This window comes from Serratia sp. LSHTC3 (assembly GCF_057197125.1).
The window spans coordinates 198,151-216,424 of record NZ_JBXUNP010000004.1 but is presented as its reverse complement, the minus strand read 5'-3'; the positions used below and the strand labels follow the sequence as shown (position 1 = coordinate 216,424).

Below are 18,274 nucleotides of genomic sequence, written 5' to 3'. Positions count from 1 at the left end.
GTACTGAATAATGTCTATCGAAATCAACGTACCGGACATCGGTGCAGATGAAGTCGAAATCACCGAGATTCTGGTGAAGGTCGGCGATAAAGTTGAAGCGGAACAATCGCTGATCACCGTGGAAGGCGACAAGGCTTCCATGGAAGTGCCCTCCCCGCAGGCGGGCGTGGTGAAAGAGATCAAAGTGGCGGTCGGCGATAAAACCGAAACCGGCAAACTGATCATGATCTTCGAAGCGGCAGGCGCAGCGGAAGCTGCTCCGGCGGCGAAAGCGGAAGAAAAACCGGCGGCAGCAGCAGCTGCCCCGGCTGCCGCTGCGGCCAAAGACGTTGCCGTGCCGGACATCGGCGCCGACGAAGTCGAAGTGACCGAGATCCTGGTGAAAGTGGGCGACAAGGTGGAAGCCGAGCAGTCCCTGATCACTGTGGAAGGCGACAAGGCTTCCATGGAAGTCCCTGCGCCGTTCGCGGGTACCGTGAAAGAGATCAAGATCGCGACCGGCGACAAAGTGAAAACCGGTTCCCTGATCATGGTGTTCGAAGTGGCCGGCGCCGCTTCCGCTGCTGCTCCGGCTGCGGCTGAAGCACCGGCTGCCGCTGCAGCGCCTGCGGCCTCTGCGGCCAAAGACGTCGCCGTGCCGGACATCGGCGGTGACGAAGTCGAAGTGACCGAAGTGATGGTCAAGGTAGGCGACAAGGTTGCCGCCGAGCAGTCTCTGATCACCGTGGAAGGCGACAAGGCCTCCATGGAAGTGCCAGCGCCGTTCGCGGGCACCGTGAAAGAGATCAAGATCGCGACCGGCGACAAAGTGAAAACCGGCTCCCTGATCATGGTGTTCGAAGTGGAAGGCGCTGCGCCTGCCGCTGCCGCCGCGCCAGCCGCTAAAGCGGACGCTGCGCCGGCGCCGGCCGCCGCTAAAGCCGCCGCGCCGGCTGCGAAAGCTGAAGACAAAGGCGAGTTCGCCGAGAACGCGGCCTACGTGCACGCGACTCCGGTCATTCGTCGTCTGGCGCGTGAATTCGGCGTTAACCTGGCGAAAGTGAAAGGCACCGGTCGTAAAGGCCGCATCCTGCGCGAAGACGTTCAGGCTTACGTGAAAGACGCGGTGAAACGCGCTGAAGCGGCTCCGGCTGCTGCCGGCGGCGGTCTGCCGGGCATGCTGCCATGGCCGAAAGTGGACTTCAGCAAGTTCGGCGAGATCGAAGAAGTCGAAATGGGCCGCATCCAGAAGATCTCTGGTGCGAACCTGAGCCGCAACTGGGTGATGATCCCGCACGTGACTCACTTCGACAAAACCGATATCACCGATCTGGAAGCGTTCCGCAAGCAGCAGAACGAAGAAGCGGCCAAGCGCAAGCTGGACGTGAAGTTCACGCCTGTCGTGTTCATCATGAAAGCCGTTGCTGCCGCTCTGGAGCAGATGCCGCGCTTCAACAGCTCGCTGTCCGAAGATGGCCAGAAGCTGACGCTGAAGAAATACATCAACATCGGCGTGGCGGTAGATACCCCGAACGGCCTGGTGGTTCCGGTGTTCAAGGACGTGAACAAGAAGAGCATCACCGAGCTGTCTCGCGAGCTGATGACCATCTCCAAGAAAGCGCGCGACGGCAAGCTGACCGCGGGCGAGATGCAGGGCGGCTGCTTCACCATCTCCAGCCTGGGCGGTATCGGGACGACTCACTTCGCGCCGATCGTCAACGCGCCGGAAGTGGCTATCCTGGGTGTCTCCAAGTCTGCGATGGAGCCGGTCTGGAACGGTAAAGAGTTCATGCCGCGCCTGATGATGCCGATGTCGCTGTCCTTCGACCACCGCGTTATCGACGGTGCCGATGGTGCGCGCTTCATCACCATCATCAACAACATGTTGTCCGACATTCGCCGTCTGGTGATGTAATGCAAAAGGGGCGCAGCATGCTGCGCCCCTGACGATTCTGTAGCAGTTTTGTCGGATTTTGCATAACTCGACAAAATTGTTGAGACACGGGTCACTCGAACACGCTTTGCAGATTATTAACAATTCTGTAAACTGCTCGCGGTGTAAGCGTCCCGGTGGATGAAGGGCGTTATGAGATCGATTAGCAATAAAAATGACGTCTGACCCGCCGGACAATCAATTAAGAGGTCATGATGAGTACTGAAATTAAAACTCAGGTCGTGGTACTTGGGGCGGGCCCGGCAGGTTACTCTGCAGCCTTTCGTTGCGCTGACTTAGGTCTTGAAACCGTTCTGGTTGAACGTTATTCCACTCTGGGCGGGGTTTGCCTGAACGTGGGATGTATCCCTTCCAAAGCACTGCTGCACGTTGCCAAAGTGATCGAAGAAGCCAAAGCGCTGGCCGAACACGGCATCGTTTTCGGCGAGCCGAAAACCGACATCGACAAAGTGCGCGTCTGGAAAGAAAAAGTCATCACTCAGCTGACCGGCGGTCTGGCTGGCATGGCCAAAGGCCGTAAAGTGAAAGTGGTCAACGGCCTGGGCAAGTTCACCGGCGCTAACACCCTGGTTGTGGAAGGCGAAAACGGCCCAACCACCATCAACTTCGACAACGCCATCATCGCCGCAGGTTCTCGTCCGATCCAACTGCCATTCATTCCTCATGAAGATCCACGCGTGTGGGATTCTACCGATGCGCTGGAACTGAAAACCGTCCCAGAGCGTCTGCTGGTTATGGGCGGCGGCATCATCGGCCTGGAAATGGGCACCGTATACCATGCGCTGGGTTCACAGATCGACGTCGTTGAAATGTTCGATCAGGTTATCCCGGCGGCAGATAAAGACGTGGTGAAAGTCTTCACCAAACGTATCAGCAAGCAGTTCAACCTGATGCTGGAAACCAAAGTGACCGCGGTAGAAGCCAAAGAAGACGGCATCTACGTCACGATGGAAGGTAAAAAAGCGCCGGCAGAACCACAGCGTTACGACGCGGTACTGGTGGCGATCGGCCGCGTGCCGAACGGCAAACTGCTGGATGCCGGCAAAGCCGGTGTTGAAGTTGACGAGCGTGGCTTCATCAACGTCGACAAACAGCTGCGCACCAACGTGCCGCACATCTTCGCCATCGGCGACATCGTCGGTCAGCCGATGCTGGCGCACAAAGGCGTGCACGAAGGCCACGTCGCCGCAGAAGTTATCGCCGGCATGAAGCACTACTTCGATCCGAAAGTGATCCCATCCATCGCTTACACCGAGCCGGAAGTGGCGTGGGTGGGTCTGACCGAGAAAGAAGCGAAAGAGAAAGGCATCAGCTACGAAACCTCCACCTTCCCGTGGGCGGCTTCCGGCCGTGCGATCGCTTCCGACTGTGCAGACGGCATGACCAAACTGATCTTCGACAAAGAAACTCACCGCATCATCGGTGGCGCGATTGTCGGCACCAACGGCGGCGAGCTGCTGGGTGAAATCGGTCTGGCTATCGAGATGGGCTGCGACGCGGAAGACATCGCGCTGACCATCCACGCTCACCCGACCCTGCACGAATCCGTGGGTCTGGCGGCGGAAATCTACGAAGGCAGCATCACCGATCTGCCTAACCCGAAAGCCAAGAAGAAGTAATTCTGCTGGTTTGACCGGTCATCAAGCGGCTCCTGAAAAGGGGCCGTTTTTTTTGCTCAGATGCAGAACGCGGTTTTTTGTGGCCGCTGCGCCAAATTCCGATCCTTATGCTTATATCCACTCTAATTATATGGATATAATGTCCTGCTAGTCCGGCAGCCGATTACGCTGCGCTCAACGATTCAGCAAAGATTTAATGTTGCTTTTATGTGAACGAATTAACAACCGTTTCAAATCCTGATATGCTGGCTGAGCGGAACCGGGCACTGTACCTTACAGTCCAGGACATCGACAGCAGTGCCCCGTCAGGATAGATGGCATCAATATCGCCGTGCGCTCTACCCATCAGTCTTTCATGCTGTAACGCTGTTTGACCGTGCTTGTTTGCCCCAATCACCGTTTCGGGGCCTTTACGGGCCGATCGCCTAGCCACAGAGTGAAACCCAAAGGGTATAAACCCGGTTTGCATATACGCCAGGCACAATAAATGACAATGAGAGCGAGGAGAACGTCGTGCTAGAAGAATACCGTAAGCACGTAGCCGAGCGTGCTGCTGAGGGCATCGCCCCTAAGCCGCTAGACGCCACCCAAATGGCCGCGCTGGTCGAACTACTGAAGAATCCGCCAAAAGGCGAAGAAGAATTCCTGTTAGACCTGCTGATTAACCGTGTTCCACCGGGCGTCGACGAAGCCGCCTACGTCAAAGCAGGTTTCCTGGCGGCCATCGCCAAAGGTGAAGCGACATCCCCCCTGGTTACCCCCGAGAAAGCCATTGAACTGTTAGGCACCATGCAGGGTGGCTATAACATTCATCCGCTGATCGAAGCGCTGGACAACGAAAAGCTGGCGCCGATCGCCGCCAAAGCGCTGTCCCACACGCTGCTGATGTTCGACAACTTCTACGACGTGGAAGAGAAGGCCAAGGCCGGTAACCCGCACGCCAAACAGATCATGCAGTCCTGGGCCGATGCCGAATGGTACCTGTCGCGCCCGGAGCTGGCGGAAAAGATCACCGTCACCGTGTTCAAAGTCACCGGCGAAACCAACACCGACGACCTTTCTCCGGCGCCGGACGCCTGGTCGCGCCCGGACATCCCGCTGCACGCGCTGGCGATGCTGAAAAACGAACGTGAAGGCATCGTGCCGGATCAGCCTGGCAGCGTCGGCCCGATCAAACAGATCGAGCTGCTGAACAAGAAAGGCTTCCCGCTGGCCTACGTCGGCGACGTGGTCGGCACCGGTTCCTCCCGTAAATCCGCCACCAACTCGGTGCTGTGGTTCATGGGCGACGACATCCCGCACGTGCCGAACAAGCGCGGTGGCGGCGTGGTGCTGGGCGGCAAGATTGCGCCTATCTTCTTCAACACCATGGAAGATGCCGGCGCCTTGCCGATCGAAGTGGACGTGTCCGAGCTGAACATGGGCGACGTGATCGACGTTTACCCGTACAAAGGTGAAGTGCGCAACCACGAGACCGGCGCGCTGATTGCCAACTTCGAGCTGAAAACCGACGTGCTGCTGGATGAAGTGCGCGCCGGCGGCCGTATCCCGCTGATCATCGGCCGCGGCCTGACCACCAAGGCGCGCGAAGCGCTGGGTCTGCCGCACAGCGACGTGTTCCGCATCGCCAAACCGGTAGCCGCCAGCAGCAAAGGCTTCTCGCTGGCGCAGAAAATGGTCGGCCGCGCCTGCGGCGTCGCCGGCATTCGCCCTGGCGAATACTGCGAACCGAAGATGACCTCCGTCGGCTCTCAGGACACCACCGGCCCGATGACCCGCGATGAGCTGAAAGACCTGGCCTGCCTCGGCTTCTCCGCCGATCTGGTCATGCAGTCGTTCTGCCACACCGCTGCGTACCCGAAACCGGTCGACGTGACCACGCACCACACGCTGCCTGATTTCATCATGAACCGCGGCGGCGTCTCGCTGCGCCCGGGCGACGGCGTGATCCACTCCTGGCTGAACCGTATGCTGCTGCCTGACACCGTCGGCACCGGCGGCGATTCCCACACCCGCTTCCCGATCGGCATCTCCTTCCCGGCCGGTTCTGGCCTGGTGGCGTTTGCCGCCGCGACCGGCGTCATGCCGCTGGATATGCCTGAGTCGGTGCTGGTGCGCTTCAAAGGCAAAATGCAGCCGGGCATCACCCTGCGCGATTTGGTGCACGCCATCCCTTACTACGCGATCCAGCAAGGTCTGCTGACCGTCGAGAAGAAGGGCAAGAAAAACATCTTCTCCGGCCGTATTCTGGAGATCGAAGGCCTGCCGGATCTGAAGGTCGAGCAGGCGTTTGAGCTGACCGATGCGTCCGCCGAACGTTCCGCCGCCGGTTGTACCATCAAGCTGGACAAGGCGCCGATCGAAGAGTACCTGAACTCCAACATCGTGCTGCTGAAGTGGATGATCTCCGAAGGCTACGGCGATCGCCGTACGCTGGAGCGCCGTATTCAGGGCATGGAAAAATGGCTGGCGGATCCGCAACTGCTGGAAGGCGATGCGGATGCGGAATACGCGGCGGTGATCGACATCGATCTGAACGAGATCAAAGAGCCGATCCTGTGCGCACCGAACGATCCTGACGACGCACGCCTGCTGTCCGACGTGGCCAACAGCAAAATCGATGAAGTGTTCATCGGTTCTTGCATGACCAACATCGGCCACTTCCGCGCGGCCGGCAAGCTGCTGGATCAGCACAAGGGCCAGTTGCCGACCCGTCTGTGGGTGGCGCCGCCAACCAAGATGGATGCGGCTCAGCTGACCGAAGAAGGCTACTACAGCGTCTTCGGCAAGAGCGGCGCGCGTATCGAGATCCCGGGCTGCTCACTGTGCATGGGCAACCAGGCGCGCGTGGCGGACGGCGCGACGGTGGTTTCCACCTCAACCCGTAACTTCCCGAACCGTCTGGGCACCGGCGCTAACGTCTATCTGGCGTCTGCCGAACTGGCCGCGGTAGCGTCCCTGCTGGGCCGCCTGCCGACGCCGGACGAGTACCAGACCTATATGGCGCAGGTCGACAAGACGGCGGCGGATACCTACCGCTACCTGAACTTTGACCAGCTGGGGCAGTACACCGAAAAAGCCGACGGCGTGATCTTCCAAACCGCCGTGTAAGCCGCTATATTGCGCAGCTGTTTAACGGGAGGCCTTGGCCTCCCGTTTTATTTTGCTCAGTTGCCAACTTTGCGAGCGCTCACTGAGTTAGTCCGCCATTTATGTTTACACTAAGAAAAAGGGCTCAGGAGGGCATGCTATGGATTACGAATTTCTGCGTGACGTCACCGGTCAGGTGATCGTCAGATTTTCGATGGGGCATGAGGCGATTGGCCACTGGATCAACGAAGAAGTCAAAGGCGATTTCAACCTGCTGGACCGCATTGAAGCCGGTGCGGCCGAGGTTAAAGGCAGCGAGCGTCAATGGCAGTTGGAAGGCCATGAATATACGCTGCTGATGGATGGTGAAGAAGTGATGATCCGCGCCAATCAGCTGGAGTTCGAGGGCGATGAAATGGAAGAGGGGATGAACTATTACGACGAAGAAAGCCTCTCATTCTGCGGCGTTGAGGATTTCCTGCTGGTGTTGAAAGCCTATCGTTCTTTCATGCTGAAGTACTAAGCATCAGGGCGCGGCGTGCCGCGCCCTTTCCATCACAGATGCGGAATATTGCGGCCGTAATAGATTTCCTGCATCTCTTTCCATAACAGATCGGTGATCTGCTTGCGTTCGGCGGCGCTCAACGCCTCCGGCTCCGCGTTAAACAGGTAGTGCTTCAGATCGAAATCCTTCAGCAACATCTTGGTATGGAAGATATTTTCCTGGTAAACGTTCACGTCCATCATGTGGTACAGCGCCTTGATGTCTTCCGACATAAAGTTCTGGATCGAATTGATCTCATGATCGATGTAATGTTTCACGCCGTTCACGTCGCGGGTAAAACCGCGCACGCGATAGTCCATGGTGACGATGTCGGATTCCAACTGGTGAATTAAGTAGTTCAGCGCCTTGAGGGGCGAAATGACGCCGCAGGTCGAAACCTCGATATCGGCGCGGAAGGTGCACAGCCCGCCTTCCGGATGGCTTTCCGGGTAGGTGTGTACGCAGATATGGCTTTTGTCCAGGTGCGCGACGACCGTATTCGGCAGCGGACCGGGGTGTTCCGACGTATCGACGTCTTTCGGATCGATCGGCTCTTCGCTGACCAGGATGGTGACGCTGGCGCCCTGCGGCTCGTAGTCCTGACGCGCGATGTTCAGAATATTGGCGCCGATGATCGAGCAGGTTTCGCTCAGGATCTCGGTTAACCGGTTGGCGTTATATTGTTCGTCTATGTAGGCGATATAGCCGTCGCGATCGTCCGCGGTTTTGGCGTAACAAATATCGTAAATACAAAAACTCAGGCTCTTGGTCAGGTTGTTGAAGCCGTGCAGTTTTAGCTTATGCAATTTGGGCCACCTCCTTTATCTTCTCGCTTAACGTGTTACGTTCAGGGCATTGAGCAAATATTGCGGCAGGGCAAAGCTGCCGACGTGAATTGCCGGGTTGTAATAACGGCAGTGTAGGCCGCTTTGGTTAAAGCGCTGTTGCAGGGCAGGCAGATCGCGCTGGCGCAGCGCCGGGTCCTGGCTCGCCCAGGCGAAGGTCATGATGCCGCCGTAATAGGTCGGGATCGCCGCCTGATAGAAGCTGACGTCGCTAAAGTAGCGGCTCAGTTTGGCGTGGCTGTTGACCGCCTCGTCCTGCTGCAGAAAACAGACGCCGTTCTGCGCGACGAAAATGCCGCCCTCATTCAGGCAGCGGGCGCAGCCTTCATAAAACGCCGAGGTGAACAGGCTTTCGCCGGGGCCGATCGGATCGGTGCAGTCGGAGATGATCACATCGAATGTTTCGTCGGTTTGATTCACGAAGTTGACGCCGTCGTCGATCACCAGCTTGAAGCGCGGATCGTCATAGGCGCCGGCGCTGTGGTTGGGCAGGTATTGGCGGCAGAACTCGACGACGCCGGCGTCGATCTCGACCATGGTGATCTGCTCCACGCCAGGGTGCCGGCTGACTTCACGCAGCATACCGCCGTCGCCGCCGCCGATAATCAGCACTTTCTTCGCCCGGCCGTGCGCCAGCAACGGCACGTGGGTCAGCATTTCGTGATAGATGAACTCGTCACGCTCGGTGGTTTGCACCACGCCGTCGAGCGCCATCACGCGCCCCAGCTCCGGGTTCTCGAAGATCACCAGATCCTGATGATCGGTCTTCTCGCGGTACAGCACCTTCTCTACCGAGAAGTACTGGCCGAAGCCCGTATGCAGCGTTTCGTACCAAATTTCTTTCTGGGTCATGTGCGGGAAACTCCGTAATAACAGCCATGAAAAATCGGCGCAACATCATAGCTAACTCTGCCTGGCGATGCACGGTTGAATTTCAGACAGAGAGAGCGTTAAGCGGATGGGAGAAGGGGAAAGAATTAATTGGCGTAGGCCAGCAGGCTCAACGAGTCACGCGCCAGCGATTTGCACTTCTTGGGCGTTGGAATGGCGATGCCGCTGAGATCGCGATAGCTGTCTTCGCCCAGCGCCTTCATATTGAAACTGTTGTAGTTGCTCAAATCCCAGCGGTTTTGTTGCGCGAAATAGACAATGGCGCGTTTGATTTGCGCGTTTGGCAAATCGTTGTAGCCGCAATCATTTTTCAAATAAATAAATACCGCCGTAAGATCGGCCAGATCTTCCGCCTCGGATTCATTCAGCGCCAGACTGGCGTTGGAGAAGCCCAGCATCGCCAGCAACAGCATCGATAACGTTGTTTTTTTCATCATGAAATAGGCCTGTTTGTCGTCTGCTGACGTTACCACACTTGTCTGTAAAGGCACCAAATTTTATTGCCGGCGGGCCGGCGTCGCGCTTGCCAGTCACACTCTCTTGATTGTGAGGCATAGCTTAAAATACCGCCAGGAAAGGCTTGACCTTCCGCCAGGGGGAAGGTTTAGGCTGGCGGCATTGAGTTATGTCACTGAGAAAAGGGAGTCAGCGATGTTACGCCGTGATTTTATTAAATTAACCGCCGCGCTGGGCGCGGCGAGCGCATTGCCGTTATGGAGCCGAGCCGCCTGGGCGGCCGATAGGCCGGCCCTGCCGGTACCGCCGCTGTTGATGCCGGACGCGCAGGGAAAGATTGCGCTGGCGCTGCAGGCGGGGGAAACCCGCTGGTTGCCCGGCGCCGCGACCAAAACCTGGGGATTCAACGGCGCGCTGCTCGGGCCGGCGGTGAAGCTGCAGCGTGGCCAGCCGGTGACGGTCGATATCAAAAACCGCCTGGCGGAGGCCAGTACCGTCCACTGGCACGGTCTGGAAATTCCCGGCGACGTCGATGGCGGCCCGCAGGCGCTGATCCATCCCGGCGCAACGCGCACGGTGAATTTCACCGTTGATCAACCGGCAGCCACCTGCTGGTTCCACCCGCATACGCACGGTAAAACCGGCAGCCAGGTGATGATGGGGCTGGCGGGGCTGGTACTGCTGGAAGACGACGAAAGCGCCAAACTGCCGCTGCCGAAAACCTGGGGGCAGGATGATATTCCGGTGATCCTGCAGGATAAGCGGCTGGGCAAAGACGCGCAGATCGAATACCGCCTGGACGTGATGAGCGCGGCGGTGGGCTGGTTTGGCGATCGCATGTTCACCAACGGCGCGCAGTATCCGCAACATCTGGCGCCGCGCGGCTGGCTGCGTCTGCGTTTCCTCAACGGTTGTAACGCCCGTTCGCTGAATCTGGCGGCCAGTGACAACCGTCCGCTGTACGTCATCGCCAGCGACGGCGGTTTCCTGGCGGAGCCGGTGAAGCTGACCGAGCTGCCGATGCTGATGGGCGAGCGCTTTGAAGTGCTGGTCGATGCCTCCGACGGGAAAGCATTCGATATCGTGACGTTGCCGGTGAAACAGATGGGCATGACGCTGGCGCCGTTCGATCAACCGCTGCCGGTGTTGCGCATTCAGCCCTCGCTGGCGCAGGGCATTAAAGCCATGCCGGACAGCCTGGTGAAGCTGCCGACATTGCCTGCCACCGCCGGCATCCAGGAGCGTTGGCTGCAGCTGATGATGGATCCGCAGCTGGATATGCTCGGCATGCAGGCGCTGATGGATCGTTATGGCCACCAGGCGATGGCCGGCATGAGCATGAATCATGGCGCGATGGGCGGTGGCGACATGAAAGGCATGGACCACGGTAACATGAAAGGCATGGAAAAGGGCGGCATGCAGGGCATGGATCACGGCAACATGAAAGGCATGGATCATGGCAAGATGGCCGGGATGGATCACGGCGGCGCGCAGGGCAAAGCCAAACCGTTCGACTTCAGCCACGGCAACATGATCAACGGCAAGGCCTTCGACATGACCAAGCCGATGTTCGCCGCCAAACGGGGCCAGTATGAGAAATGGACCATTTCCGGCGAGGGCGACATGATGTTGCACCCGTTCCACATTCACGGCACCCAGTTCCGTATCTTGTCGGAAAACGGCAAACCGCCGGCGGCGCATCGCAGCGGCTGGAAGGACACGGTGCGCGTCGAAGGGTGGCGCAGCGAAGTGCTGGTGCGCTTCGATCATCCGGCAAGCAGCGAACATGCGTATATGGCCCACTGCCACCTGTTGGAACACGAAGATACCGGCATGATGATGGGCTTTACCGTCGCCGATTGATCGCGGCCCGGCGCTCATGTGGCGGCGCGCTCGCGTCGCCACCGGCGAAAGGCTATGCTAAACTCCGCACCTTTCTTCCGGCAACTGACCTGAATACTATGAAACACACTGTAGACGTAATGATTTCCGAGCAGGAAGTTAAGACCCGTATCGCCGAACTTGGCCGCCAGATCACCGAACATTACCGCGACAGCGGCAGTGACATGGTGCTGGTCGGGCTGCTGCGCGGCTCCTTCATGTTCATGGCCGATCTGTGCCGCGCGATTGACGTGCCGCACGAAGTCGACTTCATGACGGCTTCCAGCTACGGCAGCGGCATGTCCACCACTCGCGACGTGAAGATCCTCAAGGATCTGGACGAAGACATTCGCGGCAAAGACGTGCTGATCGTGGAAGACATCATCGATTCTGGCAATACGCTGAACAAAGTGCGCGAGATTTTGGCGCTGCGTGGGCCGAAGTCGCTGGCGATTTGCACCTTGCTGGACAAGCCTGAGCGCCGTGAAGTGCAGGTGCCGGTCGAATACGTCGGCTTCTCGATCCCGGATGAGTTCGTGGTGGGGTATGGCATCGACTACGCCCAGCGCTACCGTCACCTGCCGTACGTCGGCAAAGTGGTGCTGCTGGACGAGTAATTGGATGTGGGGCGCGGCAAGCCGCGCCCGCGGCGGGGTTATACGCCTTTATCCTGCTTCAGTTTGGCTATCGCTTTGCGGTAGCCCATCTCCAGGCTCTCGCGGCTGGTCGCCAGCACTTCCATATCGCGCAGACGGCCGTCCTGAATGCCGTACACCCAGCCGTGGATCATCACCTTTTGGCCGCGTTTCCAGGCCGATTGCATGATGGTGGAGTGGCCCAGGTTGTACACCTGCTCAATGACGTTGATCTCGCACAGCATGTCGAAACGCTGTTCCGGCGGCAGCTCGCCCAGCAGCGAACTGTGCTTGTACCACAGATCGCGAATGTGCAGCAGCCAGTTGTCGATCAGCCCCAGCTCCGGGTTTTCCACCGCGGCCTGCACGCCACCGCAGCCCAGGTGGCCGCAGATGATGATGTGTTCGACCTCCAGCACATCTACCGCATACTGCACCACCGACAGGCAGTTAAGATCGGTGTGGATAACGAGGTTCGCCACGTTGCGATGGACGAACAGTTCACCCGGCTCGAGGCCGGTCAGGCGTTCTGCGGGAACGCGGCTGTCAGAGCAACCAATCCATAAGAAGCGGGGCTTTTGCGCCTGGGCTAAACGTTCAAAAAAATCCGGGTCTTCCTGACTGATATTGGCCGACCAGGCCTGGTTGTTGGCGATAAGCTCTTCGATTTCTTTCATGAAGGTGATTGACCCGTAACGGACAGATTGCGTTGGGGTAATATAGGGTAAGCGTCACAATTTGGAAATCGGAACAGTGGTGCAGCCTCATTTACCGCACGGATTCGACGCAGTGAAAACGCCGTCGATGCTAGGATTATTGTTAGTGTTTCAAGCCTCGCAAACAGGGGCGCGGCGGCATACTCATCGTTATAAGGTACTATTTTACATATGAATTATGCACTGGAATTAGCGCAGCTGACCAAGACTTACGCCGGTGGCGTCAAGGCGCTGCGCGGCATCGACCTGAGCGTCGAAGCGGGGGACTTTTATGCCCTGCTGGGGCCAAACGGCGCCGGAAAGTCCACCACCATCGGCATCATCAGCTCGCTGGTGAACAAAACCGCCGGCAGCGTACGGGTATTCGGTTACGACATCGATAAAGACATCGTCAACGCCAAGCGTCAGCTCGGCCTGGTGCCGCAGGAGTTCAACTTCAATCCGTTTGAGACCGTGTTGCAGATCGTGGTGAATCAGGCGGGCTACTACGGCGTCACGCGGCGTGAAGCGATGGCGCGCGCCGAAAAATACCTCAATCAGCTGGATCTGTGGGGCAAGCGCAACGAGCGTGCCCGCATGCTGTCCGGCGGCATGAAGCGCCGCCTGATGATCGCCCGCGCGCTGATGCATCAGCCGAAGCTACTGATCCTCGATGAGCCGACCGCCGGGGTGGATATTGAGCTGCGTCGCTCGATGTGGGGCTTCCTGAAAGATCTGAACGCCCAGGGCACCACCATTATCCTCACCACCCACTATCTGGAAGAGGCGGAAATGCTGTGCCGCAACATCGGCATCATCCAGAACGGGGAACTGGTGGAAAACACCTCGATGAAGGGGCTGCTGGCCAAGCTGAAGTCGGAAACCTTCATCCTCGATCTGGCGGCGAAGAGCCCGCTGCCGAAGCTGGACGGTTACCACAGCCGCCTGACGGATACCTCGACGCTGGAAGTGGAGGTGATGCGCGAGCAGGGGCTGAACGGCCTGTTCGCCCAGCTGAGCGCGCAGGGCGTGCAGGTGCTGAGCATGCGCAATAAGGCGAACCGCCTGGAAGAGCTGTTTGTCACCCTGGTTAACGGCAATGGAGAGAAAGCATGACGCGTTTGTATTGGGTGGCCTTACAGAGCATCTGGGCCAAAGAGGTAAACCGGTTCGCGCGCATCTGGATCCAGACCCTGGTGCCGCCGGTGATCACCATGACGCTGTACTTCATCATCTTCGGTAACCTGATCGGCTCGCGCATTGGCGATATGCACGGCTTCAGCTACATGCAGTTCATCGTGCCCGGCCTTATCATGATGGCGGTGATCACCAACTCCTATGCCAACGTCGCCTCGTCGTTCTTCAGCGCCAAGTTTCAGCGCAACATTGAGGAACTGCTGGTGGCGCCGGTGCCGACCCACGTGGTGATCGCCGGCTATGTCGGCGGCGGCGTGGCGCGCGGCATCTGCGTCGGCGTACTGGTGACCATCATCTCACTGTTCTTCGTGCCGCTGCAGGTGCACGCCTGGTGGGTGATTGCGCTGACGCTGCTGCTGACGGCGATCCTGTTCTCGCTGGCGGGGCTGATCAATGCGGTGTTCGCCACCACTTTCGACGACATCAGCCTGATCCCGACCTTCGTGCTGACGCCGCTGACTTACCTGGGCGGGGTGTTCTACTCGCTGTCGCTGCTGCCACCATTCTGGCAGGCGGTGTCCAAGCTGAACCCCATCGTTTATATGATCAGCGGCTTCCGCTACGGTTTCCTCGGCATCAACGACGTGCCGCTGGCGTTCACCATGGCGGTGTTGGTGGCGTTTATCGCGGTGTTTTACCTGCTGTCCTGGTACCTGATCGAGCGTGGCCGCGGCCTGCGCAGCTGATCGTATCGCGCCCTCGCTTTCCCGGCGGGGGCGTTTTTCTTGATTTGGCGCAGGCGGCGCGTAAATCAATAGAATTGCTCAAATAACCGCTAGTTCCCCGCTGTTCAAATCGTGCTATGCTGGCGCTCCACATTTCCTCCACTTTTGTCATTACGCACTCGTAAGCAGAACATCATCATGCGGTCTCAATACACGTTAACGGCTGGGTTGCTCGGCATTCTGATGTCGTTGGTTTCCCCTGTGAGCCTGGCTAGTCTGCTGTCGGAAGACAGCGCGGTTAAATCTGAATACATGGAAGCGCAGCGCGATAGCGAAGTCTATGCGTTGGTGGGCGAGCATGTGATCCCGGTAGGGGAAGTGAAGCGCGGGCAACTGCTCCAAGTCTTCCCGGCGGATGCGGAATACTACGAATTCAAATTCGGGCACGGTACCGGCTTTATCGATAAAGACGACGTGCGTGAATTGAAGAAGTCGCGCAAGGTGCAAGACGATCTGGGCGAGCTGAACAAACCGCTGACCAACCAGAATCTGATCACGCAAAAAACGATCGACGTATACACCGCAGCGGACAAGGACAGCGAGGTATTGGGCACGCTGGAAGGCAACCTGCGCTATCCGATCATCGGCAAGCTGAAGGATCGCCTGAACAACACCTGGTACGAAGTCAACATCGGCGAGCGGCTGGGGTTCATTAATGAGTTGGACTGCGAGATCGATAACGGCATACCGGTGCTGACTTACCACCACCTGCTGAAAAACGAAGAGAACAAACGCTTCCGCCACACCTCGACCACCACTTCAGACGTGGCGTTCAGCAACCAGATGACCTACCTGAAGCAGGCGGGCTACGACACCATTTCGCTGTACCAGCTGGAAGCTTACCTGAAAAATCAGATCAACCTGCCGGGCAAGGCGGTCGTGCTGACCTTCGACGACGGGCTGAAATCGGTGTATCGCTACGCTTACCCGGTGCTGAAGGATTACGGTTTCCGCGCCACGGCGTTCATCATCTCTTCGCGCATCAAACGCCATCCGCAGAAATGGAACCCGGACTCGCTGCAGTTTATGAGCGTCTCGGAGCTCAAGCAGATTCAGGACGTGTTCGACGTGCAGTCGCATACCCATTTCCTGCACCGCACCGACGGTAATCGCCAGCCGATTTTGCTGAGCCGTTCACTGCACAATATCGAGTTTGATTTTGAGCGCTCACGCCGCGCGCTGTCGCAGTTCAATCCGCACGTGCTGTATCTGTCTTACCCGTTCGGCGGCTATAACCAACGGGCGATTCAGGCGGCGCAGGACGCCGGTTTCCATCTGGCGGTGACCACGGTGCAGGGCAAGGTAAAGCCGGGGGATAACCCCTATACGCTAAAGCGGCTGTATATTCTGCGCACCGACTCGATCCAGACCATGGCGGATCGGATAGCCAACAAGCCGGGCACGGTGGTGGTGCAATAAGGAAGAACGGGCGCGCAAGGCGCCCGTTTTATTGTCAGGCGACCTGAACCGGCACGGCTTTCGCCTTGCGCTGCAGGTTGTTGTCACCTTCGAAATAGGCGACTTTCGGGTGGTGTTGGCGGGCGTCGGCGTCGGTCATTTGCACATAGGAGCAGATGATCAGTTTGTCGCCGACGCAGGCGCAGCGCGCGGCGGCGCCGTTGACCGAAATGATGCGCGAACCGCGCTCGGCGGCGATGGCGTAGGTGGAGAAGCGCTGGCCGTTATCCACGTTGTAAATATCGATCGCTTCATATTCCAGAATGCCGGCGGCCTCCAGGAAATCCTGGTCGATGGCGCAGGATCCTTCATAGTGCAAGTCAGCCTGAGTGACTTTGACGCGATGCAGCTTGCCTTGCAGCATAGTACGTATCATAGCTTTACCTAACTGAATATCGGCCTTCACAGGCGCTGGGGTTGAACATCTCTCCTGCATCCCTGCAATCTCTATCGTCACCGATTGCCCCGCCATTGTCTACCTATGGTCAGGGCGGTAGGGTGACGACAGTATAAAAAACGGCTTACAGCGTCAGATCGACCTGCTGGTTGTCGATAAGACGCGCCTTGCCCAGCCAGGCTGCCATCAGCACCACCGCTCGCCGGCTGTCCACCGTCAGCGGCTGCAGGCTGTCGGCGTCGCGAATAAACAGCTCATCCGGCGTAAAGCCGGCGGCGCGCAGCTGCTCGGCGGTCTGCTCCAGCAGCGCTTCGATCTGGCGCTCGCCATTGGCCAGCTGTTGCGCCAGCGCGTTCATGATCTTGCTCAGCTGCGGCGCTACCTTGCGCTCTTCGGCGGTCAGGTAGCCGTTGCGCGAGCTGAGGGCCAGGCCGTCTTTGGCGCGCACGGTCGGCACGCCGACGATATCGATGTCGTAACCCATGTCCGCCACCATTTTGCGGATCAACGCCAGCTGTTGGTAATCCTTCTCGCCGAAACAGGCCAAATCAGGCTGCACCAGGTTGAACAGCTTGCTGACGATGGTGGAAACGCCGCGGAAGTGGCCCGGCCGGCTGGCGCCTTCCAGGATGGTGGAGATGCCCGGCACGTCGACGTAGGTCTGCTGCTCCAGGCCCTGCGGATAAACCGCGGCCGGGGCCGGCGCGAACACCAGATCGACGCCGCGGCGGGTCAGCTTTTCGCTGTCTTCCTGCAGCGTGCGCGGGTAGCGCGCCAGATCGTCCGGGCGATCGAACTGCATCGGGTTAACGAAGATGCTCACCACCACCACGTCGGCGCGGGCGCGCGCTTCATCGACCAGCGTCATGTGGCCGTCGTGCAGGTTGCCCATGGTCGGCACCAGCGCGATGCGTTTGCCTTCCTGGCGCCAGCGGCGGATCTGCTGACGCAGCATCGGCAGGGTTTCGATAATAATCATTGGGTGACTCCTGGAACCATCGCTTAGTTAAAAGAGTGTTCAGCCGCCGGGTAGAGGCCTTGCTCCACTTCCTGAATGTAGTGCTGCACCGCCGTGCGGATATCGCCGCTCTGCGCCAGGAAGTTCTTGGCGAACTTCGGCGTGTGGCCGCCGGTGATGCCGAAGGCGTCGTGCATCACCAGGATCTGGCCGTCGGTGCCGTTGCCGGCGCCGATGCCGATGACCGGAATGGACAGCGCTTCGGTGATCTGGCGCGCCAACTCGGTCGGCACGCACTCCAGCACCAGCAGCTGAATGCCGGCCAGCTCCAGATTCTGCGCGTCCTGCAACAGCTGTTTGGCGGCCAGTTCGTCGCGCCCTTGTACCTTATAGCCGCCGAACACGTTGACCGACTGCGGCGTCAGGCCCAGGTGGCCGCATACCGGCACCGCGCGCTCGGCGAGCATTTTCACCGTGTCGCACAACCAGCTGCCGCCTTCCAGTTTCACCATGTTGGCGCCGGCGCGCATCAGCTCGGCGGCGTTGGCGAAGGTTTGTTCGGGGGTGGCGTAACTCATGAACGGCAGATCGGCCAGCAGCAGACAGGCCGGCGCGCCGCGGCGCACGGCGCGCGTGTGATAGGCCACGTCGGCGACGGTGACCGGCAGCGTGGAGTCGTGGCCCTGCAGCGTCATGCCCAGCGAATCGCCCACCAACAGGACTTTGATGCCTTGCTCTTCAAACAGTTTGGCAAAGCTGGCATCGTAGGCGGTAAGGGTAGCAAACTTGCGTTGCTCCTGTTTCCACTGGCGCAAGTGGGTCACGGTGGTGGGTTTCATCACAACGTCTCCTGAAACGGGCCGTGCGGCGTACGCAGGCCCAGGCTGCAAAAAAGTGCAGTCATTCTACTGTAACCCGATCGGGGTGGGTAGCGCGGATCGCCATGCTTA

Annotated in this window: 16 protein-coding genes; 9 read left to right on the top strand and 7 right to left on the bottom strand. The window is 58.8% G+C overall.

Going from position 1 to position 18,274, the window contains the following annotated elements; genetic code table 11:
- Window positions 1–10: 10 nt before the first annotated feature.
- The 4 genes from aceF to yacL all read left to right on the top strand — a co-directional run bounded on the left by aceF (window position 11) and on the right by yacL (window position 7,165).
- A complete protein-coding gene (gene aceF / locus AC2CGI_RS16655; RefSeq protein ID WP_004937497.1) occupies window positions 11–1,894 on the top strand; it encodes a pyruvate dehydrogenase complex dihydrolipoyllysine-residue acetyltransferase in 1,884 nt (627 codons plus the stop codon).
- 233 nt (window positions 1,895–2,127) lie between these two features.
- Window positions 2,128–3,552, top strand: coding sequence for a dihydrolipoyl dehydrogenase (gene lpdA / locus AC2CGI_RS16650; protein WP_004937500.1), 1,425 nt, complete (start codon window positions 2,128–2,130; stop codon window positions 3,550–3,552).
- A gap of 513 nt (window positions 3,553–4,065) precedes the next feature.
- Entirely contained in the window at window positions 4,066–6,663 is a 2,598-nt protein-coding gene (acnB, locus tag AC2CGI_RS16645; RefSeq protein ID WP_004937504.1) for a bifunctional aconitate hydratase 2/2-methylisocitrate dehydratase, read from the top strand.
- A gap of 139 nt (window positions 6,664–6,802) precedes the next feature.
- Window positions 6,803–7,165: a protein YacL gene (gene yacL, locus AC2CGI_RS16640; RefSeq protein WP_004937507.1), complete on the top strand. Its 363-nt coding sequence runs from the start codon at window positions 6,803–6,805 to the stop codon at window positions 7,163–7,165.
- Window positions 7,166–7,197: 32 nt separating this feature from the next.
- Here yacL and speD read toward each other — a convergent pair whose 3' ends face one another.
- From speD to AC2CGI_RS16625, 3 genes are all read right to left on the bottom strand, one after another.
- Window positions 7,198–7,992 (bottom strand): adenosylmethionine decarboxylase, encoded by a 795-nt coding sequence (speD, locus tag AC2CGI_RS16635; protein ID WP_004937510.1) that lies wholly within the window; start codon window positions 7,990–7,992, stop codon window positions 7,198–7,200.
- Window positions 7,993–8,019: 27 nt separating this feature from the next.
- On the bottom strand, window positions 8,020–8,883 hold the full coding sequence (gene speE / locus AC2CGI_RS16630) for a polyamine aminopropyltransferase (protein WP_004937512.1): 864 nt from the start codon (window positions 8,881–8,883) through the stop codon (window positions 8,020–8,022).
- A 125-nt stretch (window positions 8,884–9,008) separates the two neighbouring features.
- Window positions 9,009–9,356: a YacC family pilotin-like protein gene (locus tag AC2CGI_RS16625; protein ID WP_004937515.1), complete on the bottom strand. Its 348-nt coding sequence runs from the start codon at window positions 9,354–9,356 to the stop codon at window positions 9,009–9,011.
- Window positions 9,357–9,573: 217 nt separating this feature from the next.
- Here AC2CGI_RS16625 and cueO point away from each other — a divergent pair, with 217 nt between their 5' ends.
- A complete protein-coding gene (cueO, locus tag AC2CGI_RS16620) occupies window positions 9,574–11,241 on the top strand; it encodes a multicopper oxidase CueO (RefSeq protein ID WP_076740983.1) in 1,668 nt (555 codons plus the stop codon).
- A gap of 98 nt (window positions 11,242–11,339) precedes the next feature.
- Window positions 11,340–11,876 (top strand): hypoxanthine phosphoribosyltransferase, encoded by a 537-nt coding sequence (hpt, locus tag AC2CGI_RS16615; protein ID WP_048234659.1) that lies wholly within the window; start codon window positions 11,340–11,342, stop codon window positions 11,874–11,876.
- 38 nt (window positions 11,877–11,914) lie between these two features.
- Here the strand turns inward: hpt and can are convergent, their stop codons facing one another.
- Window positions 11,915–12,571, bottom strand: a complete 657-nt coding sequence (gene can / locus AC2CGI_RS16610) for a carbonate dehydratase (RefSeq protein ID WP_015379031.1) — start codon at window positions 12,569–12,571, stop codon at window positions 11,915–11,917.
- A gap of 210 nt (window positions 12,572–12,781) precedes the next feature.
- On the opposite strand from can, the gene AC2CGI_RS16605 reads away from it, so the two are divergent.
- The 3 genes from AC2CGI_RS16605 (at window position 12,782) to AC2CGI_RS16595 (ending at window position 15,930) form a co-directional block, all read left to right on the top strand.
- On the top strand, window positions 12,782–13,705 hold the full coding sequence (locus AC2CGI_RS16605) for an ABC transporter ATP-binding protein (RefSeq protein ID WP_021504747.1): 924 nt from the start codon (window positions 12,782–12,784) through the stop codon (window positions 13,703–13,705).
- On the top strand, window positions 13,702–14,472 hold the full coding sequence (locus AC2CGI_RS16600; RefSeq protein WP_004937535.1) for an ABC transporter permease: 771 nt from the start codon (window positions 13,702–13,704) through the stop codon (window positions 14,470–14,472). The genes AC2CGI_RS16605 and AC2CGI_RS16600 overlap by 4 nt, the downstream gene beginning before the upstream one ends.
- Window positions 14,473–14,649: 177 nt before the next feature.
- Window positions 14,650–15,930: a polysaccharide deacetylase family protein gene (locus AC2CGI_RS16595; protein WP_015379029.1), complete on the top strand. Its 1,281-nt coding sequence runs from the start codon at window positions 14,650–14,652 to the stop codon at window positions 15,928–15,930.
- A gap of 34 nt (window positions 15,931–15,964) precedes the next feature.
- On the opposite strand, the gene panD is transcribed toward AC2CGI_RS16595, so the two are convergent.
- The 3 genes from panD to panB form a co-directional block, all read right to left on the bottom strand.
- A complete protein-coding gene (panD, locus tag AC2CGI_RS16590) occupies window positions 15,965–16,345 on the bottom strand; it encodes an aspartate 1-decarboxylase (protein ID WP_004937544.1) in 381 nt (126 codons plus the stop codon).
- Between the two features lie 145 nt (window positions 16,346–16,490).
- On the bottom strand, window positions 16,491–17,345 hold the full coding sequence (gene panC, locus AC2CGI_RS16585) for a pantoate--beta-alanine ligase (RefSeq protein ID WP_048325348.1): 855 nt from the start codon (window positions 17,343–17,345) through the stop codon (window positions 16,491–16,493).
- Between the two features lie 23 nt (window positions 17,346–17,368).
- Complete coding sequence (gene panB, locus AC2CGI_RS16580) at window positions 17,369–18,163, bottom strand: 3-methyl-2-oxobutanoate hydroxymethyltransferase (RefSeq protein WP_004937548.1); 795 nt, start codon at window positions 18,161–18,163, stop codon at window positions 17,369–17,371.
- Window positions 18,164–18,274 lie beyond the last annotated feature (111 nt).

Coding starts and splice junctions, on each gene's coding strand:
- panB (WP_004937548.1), bottom strand. CDS start 18,163: ATGAAACCCACCACCGTGACCCACTTGCGCCAGTGGAAACAGGAGCAA.
- speE (WP_004937512.1), bottom strand. CDS start 8,883: ATGACCCAGAAAGAAATTTGGTACGAAACGCTGCATACGGGCTTCGGC.
- can (WP_015379031.1), bottom strand. CDS start 12,571: ATGAAAGAAATCGAAGAGCTTATCGCCAACAACCAGGCCTGGTCGGCC.
- panD (WP_004937544.1), bottom strand. CDS start 16,345: ATGATACGTACTATGCTGCAAGGCAAGCTGCATCGCGTCAAAGTCACT.
- AC2CGI_RS16600 (WP_004937535.1), top strand. CDS start 13,702: ATGACGCGTTTGTATTGGGTGGCCTTACAGAGCATCTGGGCCAAAGAG.
- lpdA (WP_004937500.1), top strand. CDS start 2,128: ATGAGTACTGAAATTAAAACTCAGGTCGTGGTACTTGGGGCGGGCCCG.
- panC (WP_048325348.1), bottom strand. CDS start 17,345: ATGATTATTATCGAAACCCTGCCGATGCTGCGTCAGCAGATCCGCCGC.
- AC2CGI_RS16605 (WP_021504747.1), top strand. CDS start 12,782: ATGAATTATGCACTGGAATTAGCGCAGCTGACCAAGACTTACGCCGGT.
- hpt (WP_048234659.1), top strand. CDS start 11,340: ATGAAACACACTGTAGACGTAATGATTTCCGAGCAGGAAGTTAAGACC.
- aceF (WP_004937497.1), top strand. CDS start 11: ATGTCTATCGAAATCAACGTACCGGACATCGGTGCAGATGAAGTCGAA.
- yacL (WP_004937507.1), top strand. CDS start 6,803: ATGGATTACGAATTTCTGCGTGACGTCACCGGTCAGGTGATCGTCAGA.
- AC2CGI_RS16625 (WP_004937515.1), bottom strand. CDS start 9,356: ATGAAAAAAACAACGTTATCGATGCTGTTGCTGGCGATGCTGGGCTTC.
- AC2CGI_RS16595 (WP_015379029.1), top strand. CDS start 14,650: ATGCGGTCTCAATACACGTTAACGGCTGGGTTGCTCGGCATTCTGATG.
- cueO (WP_076740983.1), top strand. CDS start 9,574: ATGTTACGCCGTGATTTTATTAAATTAACCGCCGCGCTGGGCGCGGCG.